Here is a 20,465-nt window from a genome sequence, read left to right on the forward strand (position 1 = left end):
GTTGTTTATAGGTCTGTTTACCTTGTGTATATTCAGTCCACAATATTTCATTGTTAAGACGTTTGCCACCTAAAAACTGCCGATCACAAGTTAGGCATTTGTACTGTTGTTTTCCTGATTTGTGACCGTTCTTTTTAATGTGTTTTTCACCACAAAAAGGGCAGTTTTTTGATTCATGGCTTTCAATCCTTGCAAATACTTATAGTATATAGCTTTAAGGGCTGTATCAGCCTGAATTTTGTCCATTACACCGTAATCTCATATTAAACCAAAAAAGCAGGTCGCTTAAAACGTCCTGCTTTTTTATGTTTATTTTATGTCTTATAAAAATCTTAGATTAAAATTGTTATGTCTGTTTACTATGGTCAAAATAGCGTGCCAGACCAGTTAATAGTAAATCATCACGTAGTCGTACTGGGCGATTGACGTGCTGGGCGATGATGGCGGCATCGCCACCCGTCATGATGACTTCGAAGTTGGGATGACGATGGCTGATCTCGTTGATAGCGCCAACGATAGAGAGCAGTATACCGCGATGCACCGCGTCTTGGGTGGTCATGCCCTGACCGACGCTATCAAAGGCACCGTTAGAGATGGTGATTTGCTTGGTACCAGAAAATAGCGACTCGCGCTGCAAATAAATACTGGGAAAAATATAACCGCCCAAATGTGTCGCATGATCGATCAAGTCAATCGTCACCGCAGTCCCGCAACCTATCACGCACTGGCGCTTTTTTTTATCGACTGCACCCAGCATCTGCAGCCAGCGATCACAGCCGAGCTGCTGATCGTTATAGTCGCTACGCATCAGCGGGTGCGCGGCATCGACATGGACAAACTCAAACGGGATATTTAGACGGCTGAGGGTTTCGGTGACTTTCATATTGAGCGCTTCGCCGAGCACAGATGAGATACCGATAAAATCGGGCGCATATCGCTCAAAGCGATCGGTGAGACCCATGAGTAATTCGGCAGGCGCTTGCAAATGCTGCTTGGCATCATGGTCGACGATCTGACCGATATCATCGGTGAGCCAGTATTTTAAGCGGGTATTGCCAAGATCTAACCAGAGCATAAAAATCCCTTTATATAGTCAATTCACTAAAAAATGTTATGGCAAAGCTTGTGGATGAAGCTTGTCAATAAAACCCAGAGACTTTTATGCCATAAGGGCGATAGCGCCCGCAGGCTCTATGCGTTAGGCCTGATGAATCACGTCAATGCGTCCAGTAAAAAGCGCAGAAATATTACCGTTATCTTGGCGCAATTGCAAACACCCATGTGTATCGATACCGCAGGCATATCCTGTCACTACAGTGCTATTACCATGGTGCTCTTGAGTGACGCGTAGGCGCCGTCCTGCGAGGGCATCGACGCCATCAAACTGCTCTAAAAAACGATCCAGGTAGTAGGTATGACCGGTGGGTTTTTCTAAACTAAAATATTCAAAACGCGTCATCGCTGCCATCAGCGCTTTACTCATTTGCTGATAGAGTGTTTTGAGATTTGGCAAGCGTATCGTCGACGCGTCAGGCAGCATCTGACCGATATCTTGTAGACTGATCGCCTGATAGCTCATGCCTTCGCAAGTCTGTGCGGTCAGCGCTGGTGCCGCTTGTACATTTAGCCCCACACCCATCACCACACCGACCAACTTGCCTGCTATGGTGACAGGCTCTATCAAGATACCCGCAAGCTTTGAAAACGGCTGAGTTTGTATTGCTGGCTCAGAGGGTGTCAGCGCCGGCTTGGATATGGCAGCATAAAAGCCCAAGTCATTGGCCCATTTTACCCCGATAGGCGTCAGCTGGCGCGCGTGCAGTTGCTCATTGAGCGCTTGAATGACAGGCATTTTTGCCAGCTCGACACCGATGACCAAAGACAACAAACCGCTAATCGGCTGATGCACAGGGTGATATAACGACAAGTAAACATTACCAGGTGGCGACTGCCAAGAGCGTCCGTGCTGCCCGCGACCAGCGCTTTGGGTATCGGCAGTCAGTAGATGCATCTGTGCAGCATCAAGCGTGCCATCTTGTACCGCTGTGATCAGCTCGCTATTGGTCGAGGCGCTACTAGCGAGGTGCCGATGGTTGAGCTCAGGCAAATGTACAAGCATTGGCGATGTATCTGACGCAGTTGGAGTAGAGGTCTCGGCTAAAGGGTCAAAAGGCGCGGCAGATAAAGGGGCTGATGGCGGCATAAGTTTCGTCGATGTGGTTAAGGTTGTAGGGACAATCTTTGCTATACTGAGCGCGGGTCACGGTTTGGCATGAATAAGCGCGAATGAGAGCATGAATAATCATAGTGATGCGGTTTAATAGCGGTAATCAAATAGCATAAAGATCGGCTGCAGGTTTGGCAAATGGAATATATAGTCAATTGCAAATAAAACGGTTATATAAAGTTAAACGCATTACTGGTATAAATTTTCCTTGCGTGCTGTGCCTACGACCTACAAATGTGCAGATGCGCTAAAAATACTCCAAAACACTCCAAAACTCCAAAATAAAAGGCTGAGCTAATGATGTTATATGTGTGGTTTGTGATTGCAGGGGCGTTTGCTGGGGTCAGTGCAGGCTTGTTTGGGGTAGGCGGCGGTATGATTATTGTGCCCGCCTTGGTGTGGATATTTACCGCCTATGACTTTTCGCCTGATGTCATCACCCACCTGGCGATCGGCACCTCGCTTGCGACCATCATTGTCACCTCTATTAGCTCATTGACAGCACATAATAAGCGCGGCGGTGTGCGCTGGGAAGTCTGGCGCAAGATGGCGCTGGGCTTGGTCATCGGAAGCCTTGTCGGTGCCGGTATCGCCGATATGATCGATGGAAAAGTTTTGCAAGCCATCATTGGTGTTGGTGCGTTATTGGTCGCGCTAAAGATGCTGTTTTTGTCTAACAAAGAGCAGCTCGGCAAGCCTTTGCCGCCCGCTGGCGTGCAGTTTGGCGCGGGCACAGGGATTGGTATGGCGTCCTCTATCTTTGGTATCGGCGGTGGTAGCTTGACCGTACCGTTTTTAAACTGGGCAGGACTGCCAATGAAGCAAGCGGTTGGCACCTCGGCCGCGTGTGGTTTGCCGATTGCGGTGGCAGGCGCGGTAGGATTTGCATGGTTTGGTCAAGACGTGGTCAATTTGCCTGAGGGTACGCTCGGTTTTGTCCATATCATAGGGTTTCTATGCATATCCGTCGCCAGCTTTATGATGGCAAAGGTCGGTGCCAAGCTTGCTCACGTCTTGCCAGCCGCCACGCTTAAGCGCGCGTTTGGCGTGTTGTTATTGTTTGCCGGCGGGCAGCTGCTGCTGAGTGCGATTGGGGTGATATGACTTATCTTTTTTCAAGCGCATCGAGCCCCAAGCGCATCCATTTCATGGCCAGCTCGTCATGGTCGGTGAGCATATTCCATAACGCATCTTCGCTAAAGATAGAGTGCGCTTCACCCGAGTGCTCGATGGGCAGATCTGCTTCATGATCCTTCATCCACTGTGGATTTAGATAGTAGTCTTTCAACTCATTTTGCAATGCTTCAGCTTTTAAGAAATGCTCTTGCGCCTCTAGTTGCTGGCGATATAGCTTGCACCACTGCTCATATTTTTGCTGCAATTCTTGTGGATTATAATCAGCCATTTTAATGCCCTTAACTTTTAGTGCTTAGAGGAATCATTATTATTTTAGGCCTTATTATAGCATCCCGTACAAAGTCCAAAAAATCGTCATCATTTGCGGTAGAATAGCCGCCTGTTTTTGTTAAGTTTGTCGATCCTTCATGCGTCTAAAATCTCTTAAGCTGGCAGGATTTAAATCCTTTGCCAATCCTACGACCTTTACCTTTCGTCATGGCATCACCGCCATCGTCGGGCCAAACGGCTGCGGCAAATCCAACGTCATCGATGCCATTCGCTGGGTGCTGGGTGAGACCTCCGCCAAGCAGCTACGCGGCGGGGCGATGAGCGATGTCATCTTTGCAGGTACACAAGACAAAGCGGCCAAAAGTGTCGCCAGCGTCGAGCTGACCTTTGAGCATACTCAAGATGAGCAAACTGGCATTCGCCATGAATTGAACCTGTACCATGAGCTCTCTGTGCGCCGTCAGGTCAATAAAGAGGGACGCTCGGATTACTTTATCAATGGCACGCGCGCGCGCCGCCGTGATGTGGTCGATGTGTTTTTGGGTACTGGACTTGGGGCGCGTAGCTATGCGGTGATTGAGCAAGGCATGATTGGGCGTATTGTCGAGTCAAGCCCGATGCAGCTACGTGAGTTTATCGAAGAGGCGGCTGGGGTATCGCGCTATCAGGCACGCAGAATAGAGACACAAAAAAAACTTGAGAAAACCCAAGACAATCTGGCGCGCCTGCATGACATGCAAAGCGAGCTGGCAAGCCAACAAAAACGCTTGTCCAAGCAAGCCGCTAGCGCTGAGCGTTATAAAGAGCTGGCACTGACACTGGCGGACATCAAGCAACAACTGGCCATTCAGCAGCTGTATCAGGCCAAGCATAGTCAGCAGCAGCAAAAACGCGCCCATGAGCAAAGCTGTGCTGAAACCGCTCGCCTGCAAGCACAGTATGAGGATCTAAAAGCCAAGCAAGATAAGCTGACGGCTCATATCAATCAAGAGCAATGGCTCAAAGACGATGCACAAAGCCGCCATTATCAGCAGCAGCTCAATTATCAAAATGCCGAGCACGCGCTAAACGATGCCAAATCGCAGCTTGCCAGTTTGGCGCAGCAGATGACCAGCTTGGCGCAGCAGCGCGAGCAGGCCGTCAATGAGATTGAACGCATCACCACCGAGCAAGCCGAGCAGCAAAACGTGCTAGAAAAATTGCGCCCGCAGCTCGATGAGATAGCGAGTAAACGCGAGACGCATCAACGTGACGAGCGGCCGCTACAGCGCGCCTATCATGATGCACAAAACCAGCTGTCACGGCTACAAGACAACCATCGTGTGCTAAAGCAGCAGCAAGCGATTAATAGCCAAGCACAAAAACGCCAGCAGCAAAGCCATGAAAAATGGCAGCGCCGCCAGCAGAACTGGCAAAACCTCTGGCAGCAGCTACAGCAGTCACTGTCTGCCAAAGTAAATGCGGCTAATACACATAGCGCAGATGGACAAAATCCGACCTTAGCGTCGCACATTGCTGAGCTGAATAAACAGCTACAACAGATCGAGCGCCAACAAGATAGCGTCGATGAGCGACTCTCCGAGCTACAGCCGCGCGCGCATGAGCTGCAGCAGCTTTTACATAAGCAGCAGCGCGCGCTGGGCGAGGAAGAAAAACGTCATGCAGTGTTGACCAGTGAATACGACACCTTGCACCAGATACTGCATCCAACACCTACGCCAAAATCACAACAGTCTGCTAAGGTAACAACCACTGATGTAGTAACAACTGATTTAGCAAATCAAGTAGTAAATAACGATAACGACTTAGCCATTACCACCTTGCGCGAGCAGATTGAGCTGAGTGCAGTAGGCAAGCAGCATGCTGAGCTGCTCGATAAGGTGTTAGCACTATGGCTCGATAGTCATGTGCTGGCTTCTAAACAAGCAAGTAATGAAAAAGTTAACGGCGAGGTGCAAAAAGCGAATAGCTTATGGCAAGCGCTTGAGTATAACTTAAGCGATGTGTTTACTTATCAGAATGCGCAAAACGCGCAGACTAATAAACAGGACAACTCGTCAATAGAAACGGGTCATAGCTTGTGGCTATCTGCTAAGCAAAATGATGTAAACGAAAAGCCATTTGTTGGCGCACTGCCAAATACTTTGACTGATAAGGTACTGCCTTTATCACAGCTGATCGCGGCGCCCAACCTAGCGCTTTGGCAGCAGTGCTATCTATATATCGCAGACCTTACAACAAACAGCTATCAGACCTTCGATGTGCTGGCAGATATATTAAAAGCTCTCCCACTGTCAGCGATTTTGCTAACGTCTGATGGCTGGCTTATCAGTCGTCAAGGTACGATAAATCTTGGCAAGCTTGTTGGCGCGCAAGATGGTCAAAATGACAGCAATAGTCAATTTTTGACGCAGCGTCTACAGCAGCGCGAGCGTCTGCAGATCTTAGAAGAGCTGCTTGATGGGCTTGAGAGTAAAATAGAAGAGCAGCGCAAAGCCATTGCTAATAATCAGCGAAGCTATGATGCGTTGACGATTGGCTTAGAGGAGGCGCGGGCGCAAGCTGAGCAGCTGACGCGTGATAAATATAACTATCAGGAGCAGCTGACAACCCAGCGCGCTGCCGCTGAGCGTCTGCAAGCAGATAGCCAGCGCCTAACTGCGGACAAAGCAGCCCTTGAGCAAGAGCAGCAGGAGCTTACGCACGAGCAGCAGGCACTTACGCATGAGCAGCAGCATATCGCAAGCGAGCTGGCAGCCCTTGCGCCGCAAATCACTGAGGCGCAGGCGACTATGCAGCAACTGCAAGCTGAGCGCCGTGAGCAGCAGCACCGTCAGCAAGCAGATGACGACGCTTGGCAAGCCCTGCAGCTGCGTGTACAGCAAAGCCAGATGCGCCTTGAGCACAGTAGCAGTAGCCTAAAACGCGCAAATGCGCAATATGATAAGGCGCAACAAAACGAGGAAAGTCTAAAAACACAGCATGAGCAGCAGCAAAATAAACTGCCCGCGCTGCAGACCGCCTTGCAGGCACTGCAACAAACGCGCGATGAGCAGCAGGCGCTCTTGGCAGAGCGCGCTGCGGCTTTAACCGCGCTAAAAGAAACCTACAATCAGCAGCAGGCGACTTTAGACACGCTACAGCAGACGCTACAGACGCAGCAAAGCGAGCAGGCCGCACTTGCCACTGAGCTGGCATTGAGCGCCGCGCGTTTAGATGAGGCGACTCGCTATGCTGAAGACGCCATGGCCGAGTATCACCGTACCAGCGAACAGGGCGACACCGCGCAATTGATGAGTGTCTCGAGTTTGTTGGCGGATTTTATCGCCCATGATCGCCGCGTGCGCCTTGATAAAATCGCTGAGCTTGAGCGCGAAAAAGCCAAGCTTGAGCAGCAAATCAGCAAGATTGGCGCGGTCAATCTGGCCGCCGTGGCAGAGCTGGCTGAGGTCAATGAACGTCTAGAGCCGCTCGCGCAGCAGACCACTGACATCACTGCCAGTATGGAGACATTGAGCGAGGCGATAGCCGCTATCGACGAGACCACCAAGACCTTGTTTATCGAGACCTTAGAGGCGGTGAATACCGAGCTTGCCAACTTGTTTGCCAAAGTCTTTGGCGGCGGTCAGGCAAGCTTGACATTAAACTTAGAGGATCTACCAGCAAACACGCCCAAATCAGAGCAGTGGCGGGCAGGGCTGACCTTGATGGCGCAGCCAAAAGGCAAGCGTAATAGCCGCCTTGCGGTACTCTCAGGCGGCGAAAAAACCCTAACAGCACTCAGTCTTATTTTTGCCATTTTTAAGCAGTATCCTGCACCGTTTTGTGTGCTTGACGAGGTCGATGCGCCGCTCGATGATGCTAATGTCGGGCGTTTTACTAGCCTCATTCATGAGCTGGCAGATGACTTGCAGTTTATCTTTATCAGTCATAATAAGCTGGCCATGCAGATCGCTGACGAGCTCAAAGGCATCACCATGCCAAGCGCTGGGGTCTCTCGTTTGGTAAGCGTCTCGCTCGATGAGGCGGCGCGCTATATTAGTGAATAACAAGGAGAATGAGGACAGGCGCTAGACAAAACAAATCACGGAGCAATAAAATAGTAATAACAGCAAGCGGCGAGCAATGGTATAGTAAATAGCACGCCAGCAACGTCACACAACTGTGTCAGGCTGATGATAAACGATGACTATATGATGACGATATTCATAAGCCATGCTAGACTATTGCCATTTATTGTTTCTTGTGTATTCCCTTTTGTCATATATTAGGATGTATCTCTCATGACCGCTATTCAGTTTATCTTGATTGCCATTGCTGCGTTTATCGTGCTCGCAGGACTGTATATGGTCATTCGTAGCTTTAAGCGTCGTAGCAGCGCTGACGCTCCTGTCGTCAATTATGACAAAAACGGCATCCCGATCATACCGCGTCACGAGCGCAGCATCGTCGACCAGCCAGATTTAGAAGACACTGTCGCCGGCGAGACCAGTATCGGCCCTGATCGCAGTTATTTAGATACGGTGGTTGAGCAAGAGCCTGTGACTGCGCCTCACGATACCGAGACCCCATCAGCCACGGCGCAAAATTTGGCCGATACGCCTGATAGCAATGATGAAGACTATATGCGCTGGCAAGAAGCTGAGCTGCGCCGTGACGATGCAGAGTTTGCCGACACAGCGGCGCAGATGGGCAGTGAGCAAGAGCTCGATGCGTTCTCAAGTTTGGTATCGGCGACTGACAGCTTGATGCCATCGATTGATACGGCAGAAGAGCCAAGCTTTGATAGCAACAGCCCCATACTAGATCAGCACCTCTCAGAGCCGGTCGATGAAGCGCAAAACGCGCCGCTTATTAATGCCCAAGACAACATCAACATCACTATTTTACCAACCCAGTATCGTGATCGCCCAGCGGCGATTATTCGTGGCCGTGATTTGCTGGCATTGATTGACAAATATGGCCTGCGTTATGGGGCGATGAACATGTTTCACCGCTATGAAAAAAAAGACGGCACAGGCATGCTATGGTTTAGTATGATGGGCATCACCGAAAGCGGTATCGCCCCTTTTGATCCGCATAGCGTCGCGACCAATGTCTATAACGGTGTGGTGGTGTTTTTGTCATTGCCGCATCCGCAAGCGCTGCACAGCTTTGATAGTATGATGAGCATCGCTTATATGATGGCAAGCGATTTGGACGCCATCTTACTTGATGAAAATAACGAACCGATCACGCCCGAATACAAGCAGCAGCTACGCAACCAAGTCCGTGACTATGAGGCCTAAGCGCCAACGCTAAATAAATCAATAGAAATTCAAAGCAAAACCAAAAGCAAAAAACATCATGATAGCGTGATGTTTTTTGCTTTTTTTATGGGCGGTTTATCACAATATTAGCCAAACTTGCTATGATATCAGCATCTAGAATAATCAAGACGCTGACTATGACTGACCTGCACTTATCGCCTGCCACGGCACAAAAAACCCAACAGCCCGCCACACCTGATGACATCGTGGCACAGATGCGCACGCTGATTGCCGCCATCAAAAAACACAATTATGCCTATTATGTACTCGACAATCCTATTTTGGACGATAGCGAATACGATCAGTTGCGCCGCGCATTGCTTGAGATCGAAAAAGAATATCCAAATTTGGTGCAGTCCGATAGCCCCATCAACCAAGTCGGCGACATACCGCTGTCGGCATTTACGCAGGTGACCCATGACATCCCTATGCTATCGCTCGGCAACGTCTTTGATTATGACGAGCTGCACGGCTTTATGCGCCGCGTCAATGATCGCCTGAGCGATGCCCAGCAAAATCCTGAGTACGAGATGGAGCTAAAGCTAGATGGCCTAGCGGTGTCACTCAAATATGAGTATGGGCAGTTTGTGCAAGCGGTGACGCGCGGTGATGGGCAGACAGGCGAGGACATCACCCAAAACGCCAAAACCATTCGGAACTTGCCGCTGTATCTTTGTGAAGCAAAAGACATCCCGCTATTAGAAGTGCGCGGCGAGGTGCTGATGCCAAAGGCGGGGTTTTTACGTTTAAACCGTTTGGCAGAAGAAAACGGCGACAAAACCTTTGCCAACCCGCGCAATGCTGCCGCCGGTAGCCTGCGCCAACTCGACCCTGCAATCGCTGCCAGCCGTCCGTTGGCGTTTTATGCGTATTCGGTCAATCAGGGTTTGCCTGAGAGTATAGAAACCCAATCAGGGGCGCTGGCATGGCTCACCGAGCTTGGCTTTACCGTGAGTGCTGTCGAGGTGGTACAGAATCCACGCGAAGCACAAGCCTACTATGAATCGGTGATCAAGAGCCGTGACGCGCTACCGTTTGAAATTGATGGGACAGTGATTAAGGTCAACCGTTTGGCATTGCAGCAGCAGCTTGGGTTTTTGTCGCGTGAGCCGCGCTGGGCGACCGCCTACAAATTCCCTGCCGAGACGGTGATGACGCGCTTAAACGATATCGAATGGCAAGTGGGGCGCACCGGACAGATCACACCTGTGGGTAAGCTTGAGCCTGTACAAGTCGGCGGGGTGACAGTCAGCAATGTCACCTTGCATAACTTTGGTGAAATTCAGCGCTTGGATGTGCGCGCAGGCGATATGGTCAGTGTGCATCGTGCCGGTGACGTTATCCCCAAAGTCACGCGTGTCTGGCACGACCAGCGTCCAGCAGACGCAAAGCCAGTCGAGCTACCATCGGCTTGCCCCGTGTGTGACTCGCCTGTGGTGCTGCCAGAGGGTGAAGCCTTGGCGCGCTGTAGCGGCGGTTTGTTTTGTCCTGCGCAGCAAGTTGAGGCGCTTATCCACTTTGTCTCACGGCGGGCGATGGATATCGATGGGCTGGGTGAGCGCTGGCTGATGAGTTTTTTTGAGCATGGCCTTATCAAAACCGTCGCTGATATCTATGACTTACATAACCATACCGACGAGCTGATCACTTTTGAAAAGCTGGGCGAAAAATCGGTAAAAAATCTCATCAGTGCTATCGACGCTAGTAAGCAGACGACACTCGCACGCTTTATCTACGCGCTTGGCATTCGCGGCGTGGGTGAGACGACCGCGCAAAACCTCGCCCAGCAGTTTGGCGAGCTTGATAGTTTGATGGCAGCTGATATCGAGACATTGCTACAAACGCCTGATGTCGGTGCGATCACCGCCGAGCTGATTTATGAGTTTTTCCGAGCGCCGCACAATATCGAGGTCATCACCGCGCTACGCGAGGCAGGCGTGCATTGGGACAAGGTCGAGCAGATCGCAGCAGAAGGGCTACCACTCGATGGGCAGACGTGGGTCATCACCGGCGCGCTTGATAGCATGGCACGTGATGAAGCCAAAGCCAAGCTGCAAGCGCTCGGTGCCAAAGTCTCCGGTAGTATCTCGGCCAAGACCACCGCGCTATTGGCAGGGGACAAAGCTGGCTCAAAACTCACCAAAGCAGAAAAATTGGGTGTGAAAGTGGTGAGTGAGGAAGAGTTTTTGGTTATGTTGAAATAACGAATATTTAGTCTCAGGGATTTATAAGTAACAAATGTTTAATTATTATGTAATACTTTTAATTATTTAAGTGTAAATTGAAACATGATCAACGAATTTAAAGATATTGATAGTCTTTCACCCACCGACTTTGAAATATTTATTAGGGATCTATTTGTAGCATCTGGCTGGACAGATGCTGTAATTACAGAAGTAGGTAAAGAATTTAAATATGGTGATGGTGGTGTTGATATTTTTGCCTATAAAGGCAAGCGTAAGTTTGCTATTGAAGTTAAACAAAGGAATCTGAAAGCTACAGTAGATGTAAAAGCTCTTAATCAACTAGTTACTGGAGCAAGGTTAGCCAACGTAGCAAATAAGATTTTAGTTACAAACTCATATTTCACATCTGAAGTAAAGGTTCGAGCACTAAGGCTTGGTGTTGAACTTATAGATCGTGACGAATTGCAAAACTTGTGGGTAGTGAAACATTCAGAAATTGGACGTGACATTAAACCTCGCAAATATCAACAGAATGTTATTGATGAGGCTTTGACGCAATATGAGAATGGAAAATCAAAGTTATTAATCGAGATGGCTACAGGACTAGGTAAAACTTATACGGTAGCTCATATAATCAAAAGGTTAATTCAACAAAACGGTCTAATACCAAGAGTGTTATTTCTAGCACATCAAGTAGAAATATTACTCCAATCTGTCACAGCCTTTAAAAATGTCCTAGGTATAGGAAATTACAGTTTCTCCGCTTGTATCTCTGGCTCACACCCAGAGGATACAGATTTTGTATTTGCATCATTTGATACTCTCTATGGACAAATAGCTCAGCTCCACAAAAAATCTTTTGATTTTGTAATTGTAGATGAAGCCCATCATACACCAGCCAGAACCTACTCTGAAGTTGTCACAAATTTTAAGCCGAGGCTTTTAATTGGATTGACTGCGACACCATATCGTGCTGATAATAAAGACGTTATTAGATTTTTTGGGGGTGATGAAGCACATATTGGTAAGTTTGATTTAGTTTGGGCGCTTAAACATAGAAAACTTGCATTTCCTAAATATTTAGTTTTATTAGATGATCTGGATCAAGACAAAATTGACCAGTTAGATAGTGGCCTTTCCATTGCTGATTTAGATAAAAGACTATTCCTGCATAAAAAAGATCAAGAAGTGGTTCGGATTATTGAAAGGACAGTAGCTGAACAGGAAATTGAAAATATTAAAGGAATAATTTTCTGTCGAAGTATTCGGCATATGAATCATTTAATAGGCTTTTTCGAACTTGGTACAGCTACATTGGTTCATTCTAAAATGTCAGACCAAGAACGACGAGAAAATATTCGAAACTTCAGAGAAGGTGAGTACAAGTATATTCTAGTTTGTGATCTTTTTAATGAAGGTATTGATATACCCGAAACTAATGTTCTTATTTTTATGCGTTATACAGGCTCTCGAACAATATGGCTTCAACAGTTAGGTCGTGGTTTAAGAAAGACGCCTAATAAAGAATATGTTCATGTCTTAGATTTTGTTGGCTCTTTAGAGCGGCTAAATGAAGTTAAAGAACTTTCAAGGGCAGTTAGAAATATGCCAGTTGATAGAGAAAGTCTAATTGATGATGTGGAAGGACTCTCAACACAAGATGTCTTCCATGATGGCTCTCTTGAAGTTAAATATAGTACAGAAGCTGCAAAAGTACTTGAGTTGATTGAAAATATGAATCTGCAGCTTAATAGCCGAGAAATTCTATTAAAAAAATTACGCAGTTATTTTCAAGTAAATGGAGATATCCCATTTATTTTTGATTTAGATAAAGTTCTAATGGATGTAAGTTTAGATCAAATTTCTACCCATTTTGGATCGTATTATAATTTCTTATACGCTGCATTAAATAATAATTTTGACACAGAACCAATGACTAAAAAGATAATTGATTTTGTCAAGTCGTATTTCCAGCAGTATAAAGTAGTGCCTAGTTTGAGAGCGATCTCACATCATTTTATGGAATCACAATTATATGAGTTTACTGAGAAGGAAGTTCAAATACTGTTGCCTAGTTTTAATGAGATTATAGAAGATTTGCAAGTAGGCTCATCTGATAGCTCAAGAGTTAGTGAGCAAGTGGAAATTATTACGACTGAGTGTGTTTTGATCGATAGCCTTAAAATGAAGGTATTTTCTAGATCTGACATTAAAAAACTTTCTATGTCAGAACAAGAAGAAATTAAGAATAAGTATCGTTCGATCTCAGTTTTCCTCAAAAAATTGAAGGATGTACAATAAGGTGAAATATTTAAAAATTGATGCTCAATTTGAAAATGTAGATATTGTTATCGAAAAGCTAATAAATAATATTTCTGCAAACACGAATATAGATATTTATCAGCAGTTAAATCTTTGGGATTTATGTGAAAAAATGAGTATCGAGGATTTTATTTCTCTAAAGCAAAATGTTTATTTTGCTGACTTTCTTAGATTATTTTCTATAAATATTGTCAACGATGTTGATTCACATACTAATATCATAGAACCAGAACCAGAACCAGAACCAGAACCAGAACCAGAACCAGAACCAGAACCAGAACCAGAACCAGAACCAGAACCAGAACCAGAACATTGTAACCTAGAGGTTTCTCAAGACAAAAATATTGAAGGTATCTTCGAACATGTAAAAGACGAAGATTCTACAATTTCAACAATAAATAGGAATAAAGCTCCTAGTATGTCAACGAGATTAGATGATTTGCATCTCTCTGACAGGTATTTAAAATTGATTAAAAGGCTTAGAAATGTCAGTCTATCTAATGAAAACTTTAGCCTCGGAGAGACTTTAGGTGAACTTTTGAGTTTACCCACTTCTAGAATATCGAATCTGCCAGGAGTTGGTTCGTCTTATGTTAAAATTTTCGAAGATCTAAAGTTATTAACACAAGTATCACTTGAAAATGAAAAACTAGAATATACAAATTCTATTAGTAGCGATAGTTTGCAATCATGCGATACTAGCAATATGCGTATAAGTCTCTTAGGTATAGACTCTAAGTTTACGAAGCCATTGGAAAAATATGCTAGATACATTAATGTTAATGATTTAAGTGAACATATAAATGAGATCTTGAATTTTGATCGACATACTTTAATTACGTTACCTCATTTTGGTACTAGTGTAGTAGACAAATTAATTGAATTTCGAGGATTAATTCAAGATGAACTTCAGGCTATTATATTAGGAGATATTAACTATAAAGAGTTTGAGTCTGCTTTAATTGTACCTAGGAAATTGGACCAACTTTCACTTACACAGATAGAAAGAATATTATTAGAAGATATAGATACGTATTTCGATAAGTTAACGTTTGAAGAAGCAGAAATTATTCAGAAACGTTGGGGTTTCGTAGAGGATAAACAAACTCTTGAAGAGATTTCTGAAAAATTTGGCCTTACTAGAGAAAGGATTCGTCAGAAAGAAACTAAAATTAATAATAACTTTATTAGAAATATGCGTTTAGGTCAATTAATGCTATGGCAGTTTCTGGAACCAAAACTAAATCCAGATATTAGCATTAATTTCAAAGACTTGTTTCTTTGTTTTTATTCAGAAAAAGAGTTTTATGAATTTTTAAGTTTAGTCTGTGGTCAAGAAAAGTTAATTGAATATGTATATCCTGAAATAGATAAAGCTATATTAAATGTCTATTTTGTAGAAAATGGGGCTCCGGCTCTTATTAATGATATTAGAGAGTATTTAGATGACCTAAAATTAGTAGAAATTAGAAATATAGATAATGCTATAGTTGCTTTGCAAAATCAAGATTCGATTATGATTGAAGGCCAGTATGTATGGCCGAAGCAGCTTGGCAAGGCAGAAGCTACAGCATGTGTTTTGGTTAACCATGAAAAAGGTTTACCTTGGTTAGATGTTGCAAAAATTGTGAATAGCAATAGCTATTCGAAAACATCAATACAAGAAGCACGCTTAGAACAAACAGCTTTTGAGCTACCAGATTATATATTTTTAAGTGGCAAAGGCATTTACAAGCATACGAACTTTATTGATACGGATAATATTGTGTTAGATGATATTTTTCTTAATATAATGGAATATGGAGAGGCAGTCTCAAGAGATGTATTTCATTTAAGTGAGTGTTATCGTTCTTCCAATAGTCTACAGAAATATGATTATTATGAAATTCGCCATTTTGTAAAGCATTTTGGAGAGGACTACGGGTTCTACTTTGATGGCCGTTCGCAAACGGACTCAGTAGGGTTGAAAAAAGACTTTAAGAGTATTACTCAAAGAGATGTCATCATAGATACGATGAGACGGAATGAGAAGCCTTTAACTAAGCCAGAAATAGCTAATTTACTGAAAAGTAAAAGTCTGAATCATGCAGGTTTTTATCTGGATGAAATGATTAACTCTGGTACAGTTGTTCAAGTAGATAGAATGCTCTATACATTGCCAGAACTAGCATACGCAAATATTGACTTAAATAAATATATAGGTGGTATTAATAAGTTGTTACAAAAATATAATAAGCCTGTAGAACCTTCAATATTTAGAAATGAACTAAACTATATGTTTTCGAGTAGTTACTCTAAATATTTTTATGCATCTATAGCTCGACTATATTCTAAAAAAGAAGGTTGGTTTAGAAAGTACAATTTATATTCACTTAAAGAAATACCTTTTCAGAGTTTATATGCGGTATTAGATAGTGTTTGCAATCCAAGTATTTCAATAAATGAAAATATTGATGTAATTCAGCGGCATATTGCCATTGATCGGAGTTCGGCGGATAGAGCACTTAGGAATTGGCATCATCAAATTAGCTAATTAATGTGGATTTACATTGTAAATAGTAAAAGACTAGGAATGTCACATTAGTATAAATCCTAGTCTCTACTCCGCCATTTCCCCATGCGCCTTTGCTTCACCTTTTTTACCATCTGGCTGAATGACGATAGGCAAGACCAACCCTTTTGCAAAGTCATCCGTCAATACATAATCATAACGGCTGGCCGCCACGTCAGGCGTGGTATGAATGACAAGTTTTATCTCTTCACTATCGATAATCTCATGTGAGGTATAGCGCTCGCTTAGCTGATCTAGCACCTTTGAAAGTGCTTCGTTGCTCGCCATGCTCACCGTGAGGTTGTGCTGGGCAGTAGCAGTATCCATATCAAAATACTCGGCATAATCGAGGACGTTTTGGCTATCGATGGCAAAGGGGTACTCATAGGTACTGCGATCAGCAGGCTTTTCGCCGCTCGCGACCGACGACCAATCGATGGTGTAGGCGGCAGGCGCTGAGGTCTGTGCAGTGCCATCGTTGGACACTGCTGCTTGCTCAGTCGCAGGGTCAGCCACCTCAGTTGGCTGGTCACAACCTACTAGCGCCCAACCAGCAGTAGCCACTAGTAATATACTCGTCAAGCGCATTCCCATCGATGTATCCTCTTTGTTATTGGTCGTTATGATTGCCCGTTGTGCTATTTTGCCAGCTTTTGCTCGGCTTCTCTAGGGCGTGTCCTCAATACGTTTTAATATCTCGATATTACCTGCGCTATTTTCGTTGTTTGATTAGGGCGTGTTGAACATTCAACCATGGCACTGATAGAGAGAGAATATTAACGCGCATAAAAAAACAGCCATCTTTTGATGACTGTTTTTGATGTACTTTATTGGTTTGGCTTTTTGGTTTTCTGTCGTTTAAACGCAAAAGCTTAACGACTGAACCTTAAGTATTATCTACCGATCTGGCAGTTTACTTGATATTCTTTACCGTTTGCCCATTTGATGGCAAAGATACCTTTGTCACCTTTCATATGCCAAGCATAGACTGCTTCTGGGTTTGAGTCATTGATATAGCTGGCTACGTCACCTTGTACGCCGCCGTTTAGGATAATTGGCTGCTCTGCCCATTTTACTTTAGGCATGGTGGCGTTTAGCATGACTTGTTTTTTATTGATAGACTGTTTTGCCATGATTTGGCTGTCATCAGTACAGGTATAAGGTGCTGGTGCCATACGGTCGTAAGCGGCATCCGTGACGCTCTCTGATGCTGGCGTGTTTGCAGCGTTTGGCGTGGTCGGTGCGGTCGTGGCACAAGCGCTTAGCAATGCAAGGGCAGGTAAGGCAGTGGCGATTTTGGTTAGGGTGTTCATGGCATTCTCCAAATGTTTAATAAAATTATAAGAGTTCTTAAGACGTCTATAACAATTATCATGTATTTATTATTAACAAAGCATTAAGCTAACAAAGCATTAAGCATAGGCATAAGCATATAGGGCCTATGGTAACGAAAGCCGCCTTTGATGAGTGTTAGAAATTGTTTGTTACATGTTCATTAAGTTACGTAAACACTGACTAATGTAACGCTACGGGACAGTCGTTAGTGATAGCCGGCTCGCCGCCAGTGCCACATTTGATAGTTAATTTGATATAACACCCTACAATTACCAAAAAACGCCTGCCGACAATTAGTCGACAGGCGTTTTGCTCAGACAGCGCTTGGGATAGTCCACTCTAGCCATAGTCCAGACTATTTAGTCTTGCGCGGCGGCAGGCCAGTATGCTGCGTCTGAAAGTTACCTTTACTGACGCGCTTTTTAGAGCGGTTGTTGGCTTGAGCTTTATTAGTACTATTTTTATTACGGTTCTGACGCTTAGCTGAGTCATTACCAATGCGGCTATTTTTCTTACGCGCCGATTGATAGCTGTCTTGCGCCGCATCACGGCCTTCTAGATGGGCGTTATATGGCGGTATCAGACAGCCGCGATTTTTACCGATCAGGTCACTACGGCCCATGTCTTGTAGCGCTTTACGCAGTAGTGCCCAGTTTTTTGGGTCATGGTAGCGAAGAAAGGCTTTGTGCAATTTGCGCTGCTTGCCTGATTTGACGATGTCCATATCACCACCCTCACGGCTGACCTTGTGTAGCGGGTCTTTGTGGGTATGGTACATGGTGGTCGCGGTCGCCATGGGGCTAGGATAAAACGCCTGCACTTGGTCGGCGCGGTAGCCGTTACGTTTTAGCCACAGCGCAAGGTTCATCATGTCCTCATCTTTGGTGCCAGGGTGGGCGGCGATAAAGTAAGGAATCAGATACTGCTCTTTGCCAGCCTCGGCGCTGAAGCGCTCAAACATGGCTTTAAATTCGTCGTAGCTGCCCATGCCCGGCTTCATCATCTTGGACAGTACGCCTTCTTCTGAATGCTCTGGGGCAATTTTTAGATAGCCGCCGACATGATGGCTGACCAGCTCTTTGACATATTCAGGGTCTTTGACCGCCAAGTCATAACGCAAGCCTGAGGCGATTAGGATTTTTTTCACACCTTTGATATCACGGGCCTTACGATATAGCTGGGTGAGGTTGCTGTGATCGGTAATGAGGTTTTCACATACATCAGGATAGACACAAGACGGCTTGCGGCAGTTTTTCTCAATGGTCTCGTCTTTGCAGTTGAGACGGTACATGTTGGCAGTAGGGCCACCAAGATCGGAGATGACACCTGTGAAGTTAGGCGCAGTATCGCGGATGGCTTCGACTTCACGTAGGATGGAGTCCTCAGAGCGGTTTTGAATAATACGACCTTCGTGCTCGGTGATTGAGCAAAACGTACAACCACCAAAGCAGCCGCGCATGATATTGACCGAAAACTTAATCATGTCATAAGCTGGGATGCGTGCGTCACCATAGCTCGGATGCGGCAAGCGGGCATAGGGCAGATCAAACACATAATCCATCTCTTCGGTGGACAGCGGAATCGGTGGCGGGTTTAGCCACACATCGATGGCGCTGTGTGAGTTACCACCGCCGCTGTTGTGTCGCTGCACCAGCGCCCGAGCGTTACCGGGATTGGTCTCTAAATGCAGGATACGGTTGGCATGCGCGTAGAGCACAGGGTCTGATTTGACGTGCTCATAGTCAGGCAGGCGAATCACTGTCTTATCACGTGGCGGCATTTTTAGCTTATGCTTCCGCGCGGTCATCGGCTTGTTTGTTTTTATCTTATCAAACCCGCGTATCTGTACTACTTGCGTGTCGGTATCGACTTGATCAGCATTTAAGACTTTGTTGGTGACGGGCTCGGCGACGAAGCCTTGATACTGCTGCGAGTATTGTGAAGCCATGCCTGTCATCGCTGATGTGGCTTGCCCAACTGGCGAGTCCGATGGTTTTTCTTGTTCGATTTTACAGCTATCAACGTCCTCGGTCATCACGTACGGGTTGATGATTGGATCGACGCGGCCGACGGTATCGACATCGTTGCTGGCGACCTCAGTCATATCTGCTTGCCAATGGCGACGACTGGGCGAGAGTAGATACGCTGTGCCTCGCAGCTTACTCATCTGCTCAAACGTATAGCCTTTAGACAGACCATGTACCACATCGACGATGGCGCGCTCGGCATTGCCGTACAGTAACACATCAGCGCGGGCGTCGAGCAAAATACTACGGCGCACTTTATCTGACCAATAGTCGTAGTGGGCGATACGGCGAAGGCTGCCCTCGATACCACCGAGGATAATCGGCACATCGGGATAGGCCTCACGGCAGCGCTGGCTATAGACGATCGCGGCGCGGTCGGGGCGTTTGTTTGCCACATTGCCCGGTGAGTACGCATCATCGCTACGAATCTTGCGATCGGCGGTATAGCGGTTGATCATGCTGTCCATATTGCCCGCGGTCACGCCGTACGCATAGACTGGCTTGCCAAGCGCCATAAAAGCGTCTTTGCTCTTCCAGTCAGGCTGGGCGATGATACCGACGCGAAAGCCCTGCGCTTCTAATAAGCGACCGATAATCGCCATACCGAAGCTTGGATGATCGACGTAGGCATCGCCCGATACGATGATAACATCGCAAGCATCCCAGCCCAGCGCGTCCATCTCGGCTCGGCTCATCGGTAGATAAGGCGCAGGCTCGTAGCAGCTCGCCCAGTGTTTGTCATAATCATAAAGCGGTTTGATGCCTTGTTTAAAGGCGGTACGGGCGATGGTATCGGCAGACATGGGCGGACCTGTTAAATAAAAAGAGACACTAAAAAATAAGCCGTTATTTATCAATAATAGACCTCTTGCAAAAGTCATAGGTTTAGCTCGAAATTAATGATACCAGCAAACAGCTTCATTCTAAGATCATAGCGCTGACGACGGTTACGATATTTATGAGCCACGATTTTGAACAACTTGATTAAGCCTATTTTGTGCTCAACCACAATACGGAACTTTGCCAGATAGTGATTGGCCTGTTTGCATATCTCCAGTAACTGACCACCACGTGGCTTTTTAAAAGGGGTGAAGGTTTGCT

13 protein-coding genes are annotated in these 20,465 nt (G+C 45.8%); 6 read left to right on the forward strand and 7 right to left on the reverse strand.

Going from position 1 to position 20,465, the window contains the following annotated elements; genetic code table 11:
* Positions 1 to 346: 346 nt before the first annotated feature.
* Positions 347 to 1,075: a pantothenate kinase gene (locus tag JMX98_RS11920; RefSeq protein WP_201586869.1), complete on the reverse strand. Its 729-nt coding sequence runs from the start codon at positions 1,073 to 1,075 to the stop codon at positions 347 to 349.
* A gap of 123 nt (positions 1,076 to 1,198) precedes the next feature.
* Positions 1,199 to 2,203: a biotin--[acetyl-CoA-carboxylase] ligase gene (locus tag JMX98_RS11925; protein ID WP_201586870.1), complete on the reverse strand. Its 1,005-nt coding sequence runs from the start codon at positions 2,201 to 2,203 to the stop codon at positions 1,199 to 1,201.
* 324 nt (positions 2,204 to 2,527) lie between these two features.
* Here JMX98_RS11925 and JMX98_RS11930 point away from each other — a divergent pair, with 324 nt between their 5' ends.
* Complete coding sequence (locus JMX98_RS11930) at positions 2,528 to 3,331, forward strand: sulfite exporter TauE/SafE family protein (RefSeq protein WP_192995976.1); 804 nt, start codon at positions 2,528 to 2,530, stop codon at positions 3,329 to 3,331.
* Between the two features lies 1 nt (position 3,332).
* On the opposite strand, the gene JMX98_RS11935 is transcribed toward JMX98_RS11930, so the two are convergent.
* Positions 3,333 to 3,632, reverse strand: a complete 300-nt coding sequence (locus tag JMX98_RS11935; protein WP_201586871.1) for a DUF4298 domain-containing protein — start codon at positions 3,630 to 3,632, stop codon at positions 3,333 to 3,335.
* A 139-nt stretch (positions 3,633 to 3,771) separates the two neighbouring features.
* On the opposite strand from JMX98_RS11935, the gene JMX98_RS11940 reads away from it, so the two are divergent.
* The 5 genes from JMX98_RS11940 to JMX98_RS11960 all read left to right on the forward strand — a co-directional run bounded on the left by JMX98_RS11940 (position 3,772) and on the right by JMX98_RS11960 (position 15,984).
* On the forward strand, positions 3,772 to 7,683 hold the full coding sequence (locus JMX98_RS11940; RefSeq protein ID WP_201586872.1) for an AAA family ATPase: 3,912 nt from the start codon (positions 3,772 to 3,774) through the stop codon (positions 7,681 to 7,683).
* 234 nt (positions 7,684 to 7,917) lie between these two features.
* On the forward strand, positions 7,918 to 8,922 hold the full coding sequence (locus JMX98_RS11945) for a cell division protein ZipA C-terminal FtsZ-binding domain-containing protein (protein WP_201586874.1): 1,005 nt from the start codon (positions 7,918 to 7,920) through the stop codon (positions 8,920 to 8,922).
* Positions 8,923 to 9,080: 158 nt separating this feature from the next.
* Positions 9,081 to 11,147: an NAD-dependent DNA ligase LigA gene (gene ligA / locus JMX98_RS11950; protein ID WP_201586876.1), complete on the forward strand. Its 2,067-nt coding sequence runs from the start codon at positions 9,081 to 9,083 to the stop codon at positions 11,145 to 11,147.
* A gap of 84 nt (positions 11,148 to 11,231) precedes the next feature.
* The gene (locus JMX98_RS11955) at positions 11,232 to 13,430 is read left to right on the forward strand and encodes a DEAD/DEAH box helicase family protein (RefSeq protein WP_201586877.1); all 2,199 of its coding nucleotides are present in this window, start codon (positions 11,232 to 11,234) and stop codon (positions 13,428 to 13,430) included.
* 1 nt (position 13,431) lies between these two features.
* The gene (locus JMX98_RS11960) at positions 13,432 to 15,984 is read left to right on the forward strand and encodes a sigma factor-like helix-turn-helix DNA-binding protein (RefSeq protein ID WP_201586878.1); all 2,553 of its coding nucleotides are present in this window, start codon (positions 13,432 to 13,434) and stop codon (positions 15,982 to 15,984) included.
* A gap of 66 nt (positions 15,985 to 16,050) precedes the next feature.
* Here the strand turns inward: JMX98_RS11960 and JMX98_RS11965 are convergent, their stop codons facing one another.
* From JMX98_RS11965 to JMX98_RS11980, 4 genes are all read right to left on the reverse strand, one after another.
* Positions 16,051 to 16,590, reverse strand: a complete 540-nt coding sequence (locus JMX98_RS11965; RefSeq protein ID WP_227680163.1) for a hypothetical protein — start codon at positions 16,588 to 16,590, stop codon at positions 16,051 to 16,053.
* Positions 16,591 to 16,895: 305 nt separating this feature from the next.
* Positions 16,896 to 17,315: a hypothetical protein gene (locus tag JMX98_RS11970; RefSeq protein ID WP_105244797.1), complete on the reverse strand. Its 420-nt coding sequence runs from the start codon at positions 17,313 to 17,315 to the stop codon at positions 16,896 to 16,898.
* A gap of 377 nt (positions 17,316 to 17,692) precedes the next feature.
* Positions 17,693 to 20,167, reverse strand: a complete 2,475-nt coding sequence (locus JMX98_RS11975; RefSeq protein WP_201586880.1) for a YgiQ family radical SAM protein — start codon at positions 20,165 to 20,167, stop codon at positions 17,693 to 17,695.
* 74 nt (positions 20,168 to 20,241) lie between these two features.
* Positions 20,242 to 20,465, reverse strand: a 224-nt coding sequence (locus JMX98_RS11980) for a transposase family protein (protein ID WP_320157768.1), incomplete at its 5' end; no start/stop codon positions are given.

It is taken from the genome of Psychrobacter sp. HII-4 (assembly GCF_904846595.1).
Taxonomy (GTDB): Bacteria; Pseudomonadota; Gammaproteobacteria; order Pseudomonadales; family Moraxellaceae; genus Psychrobacter; species Psychrobacter celer.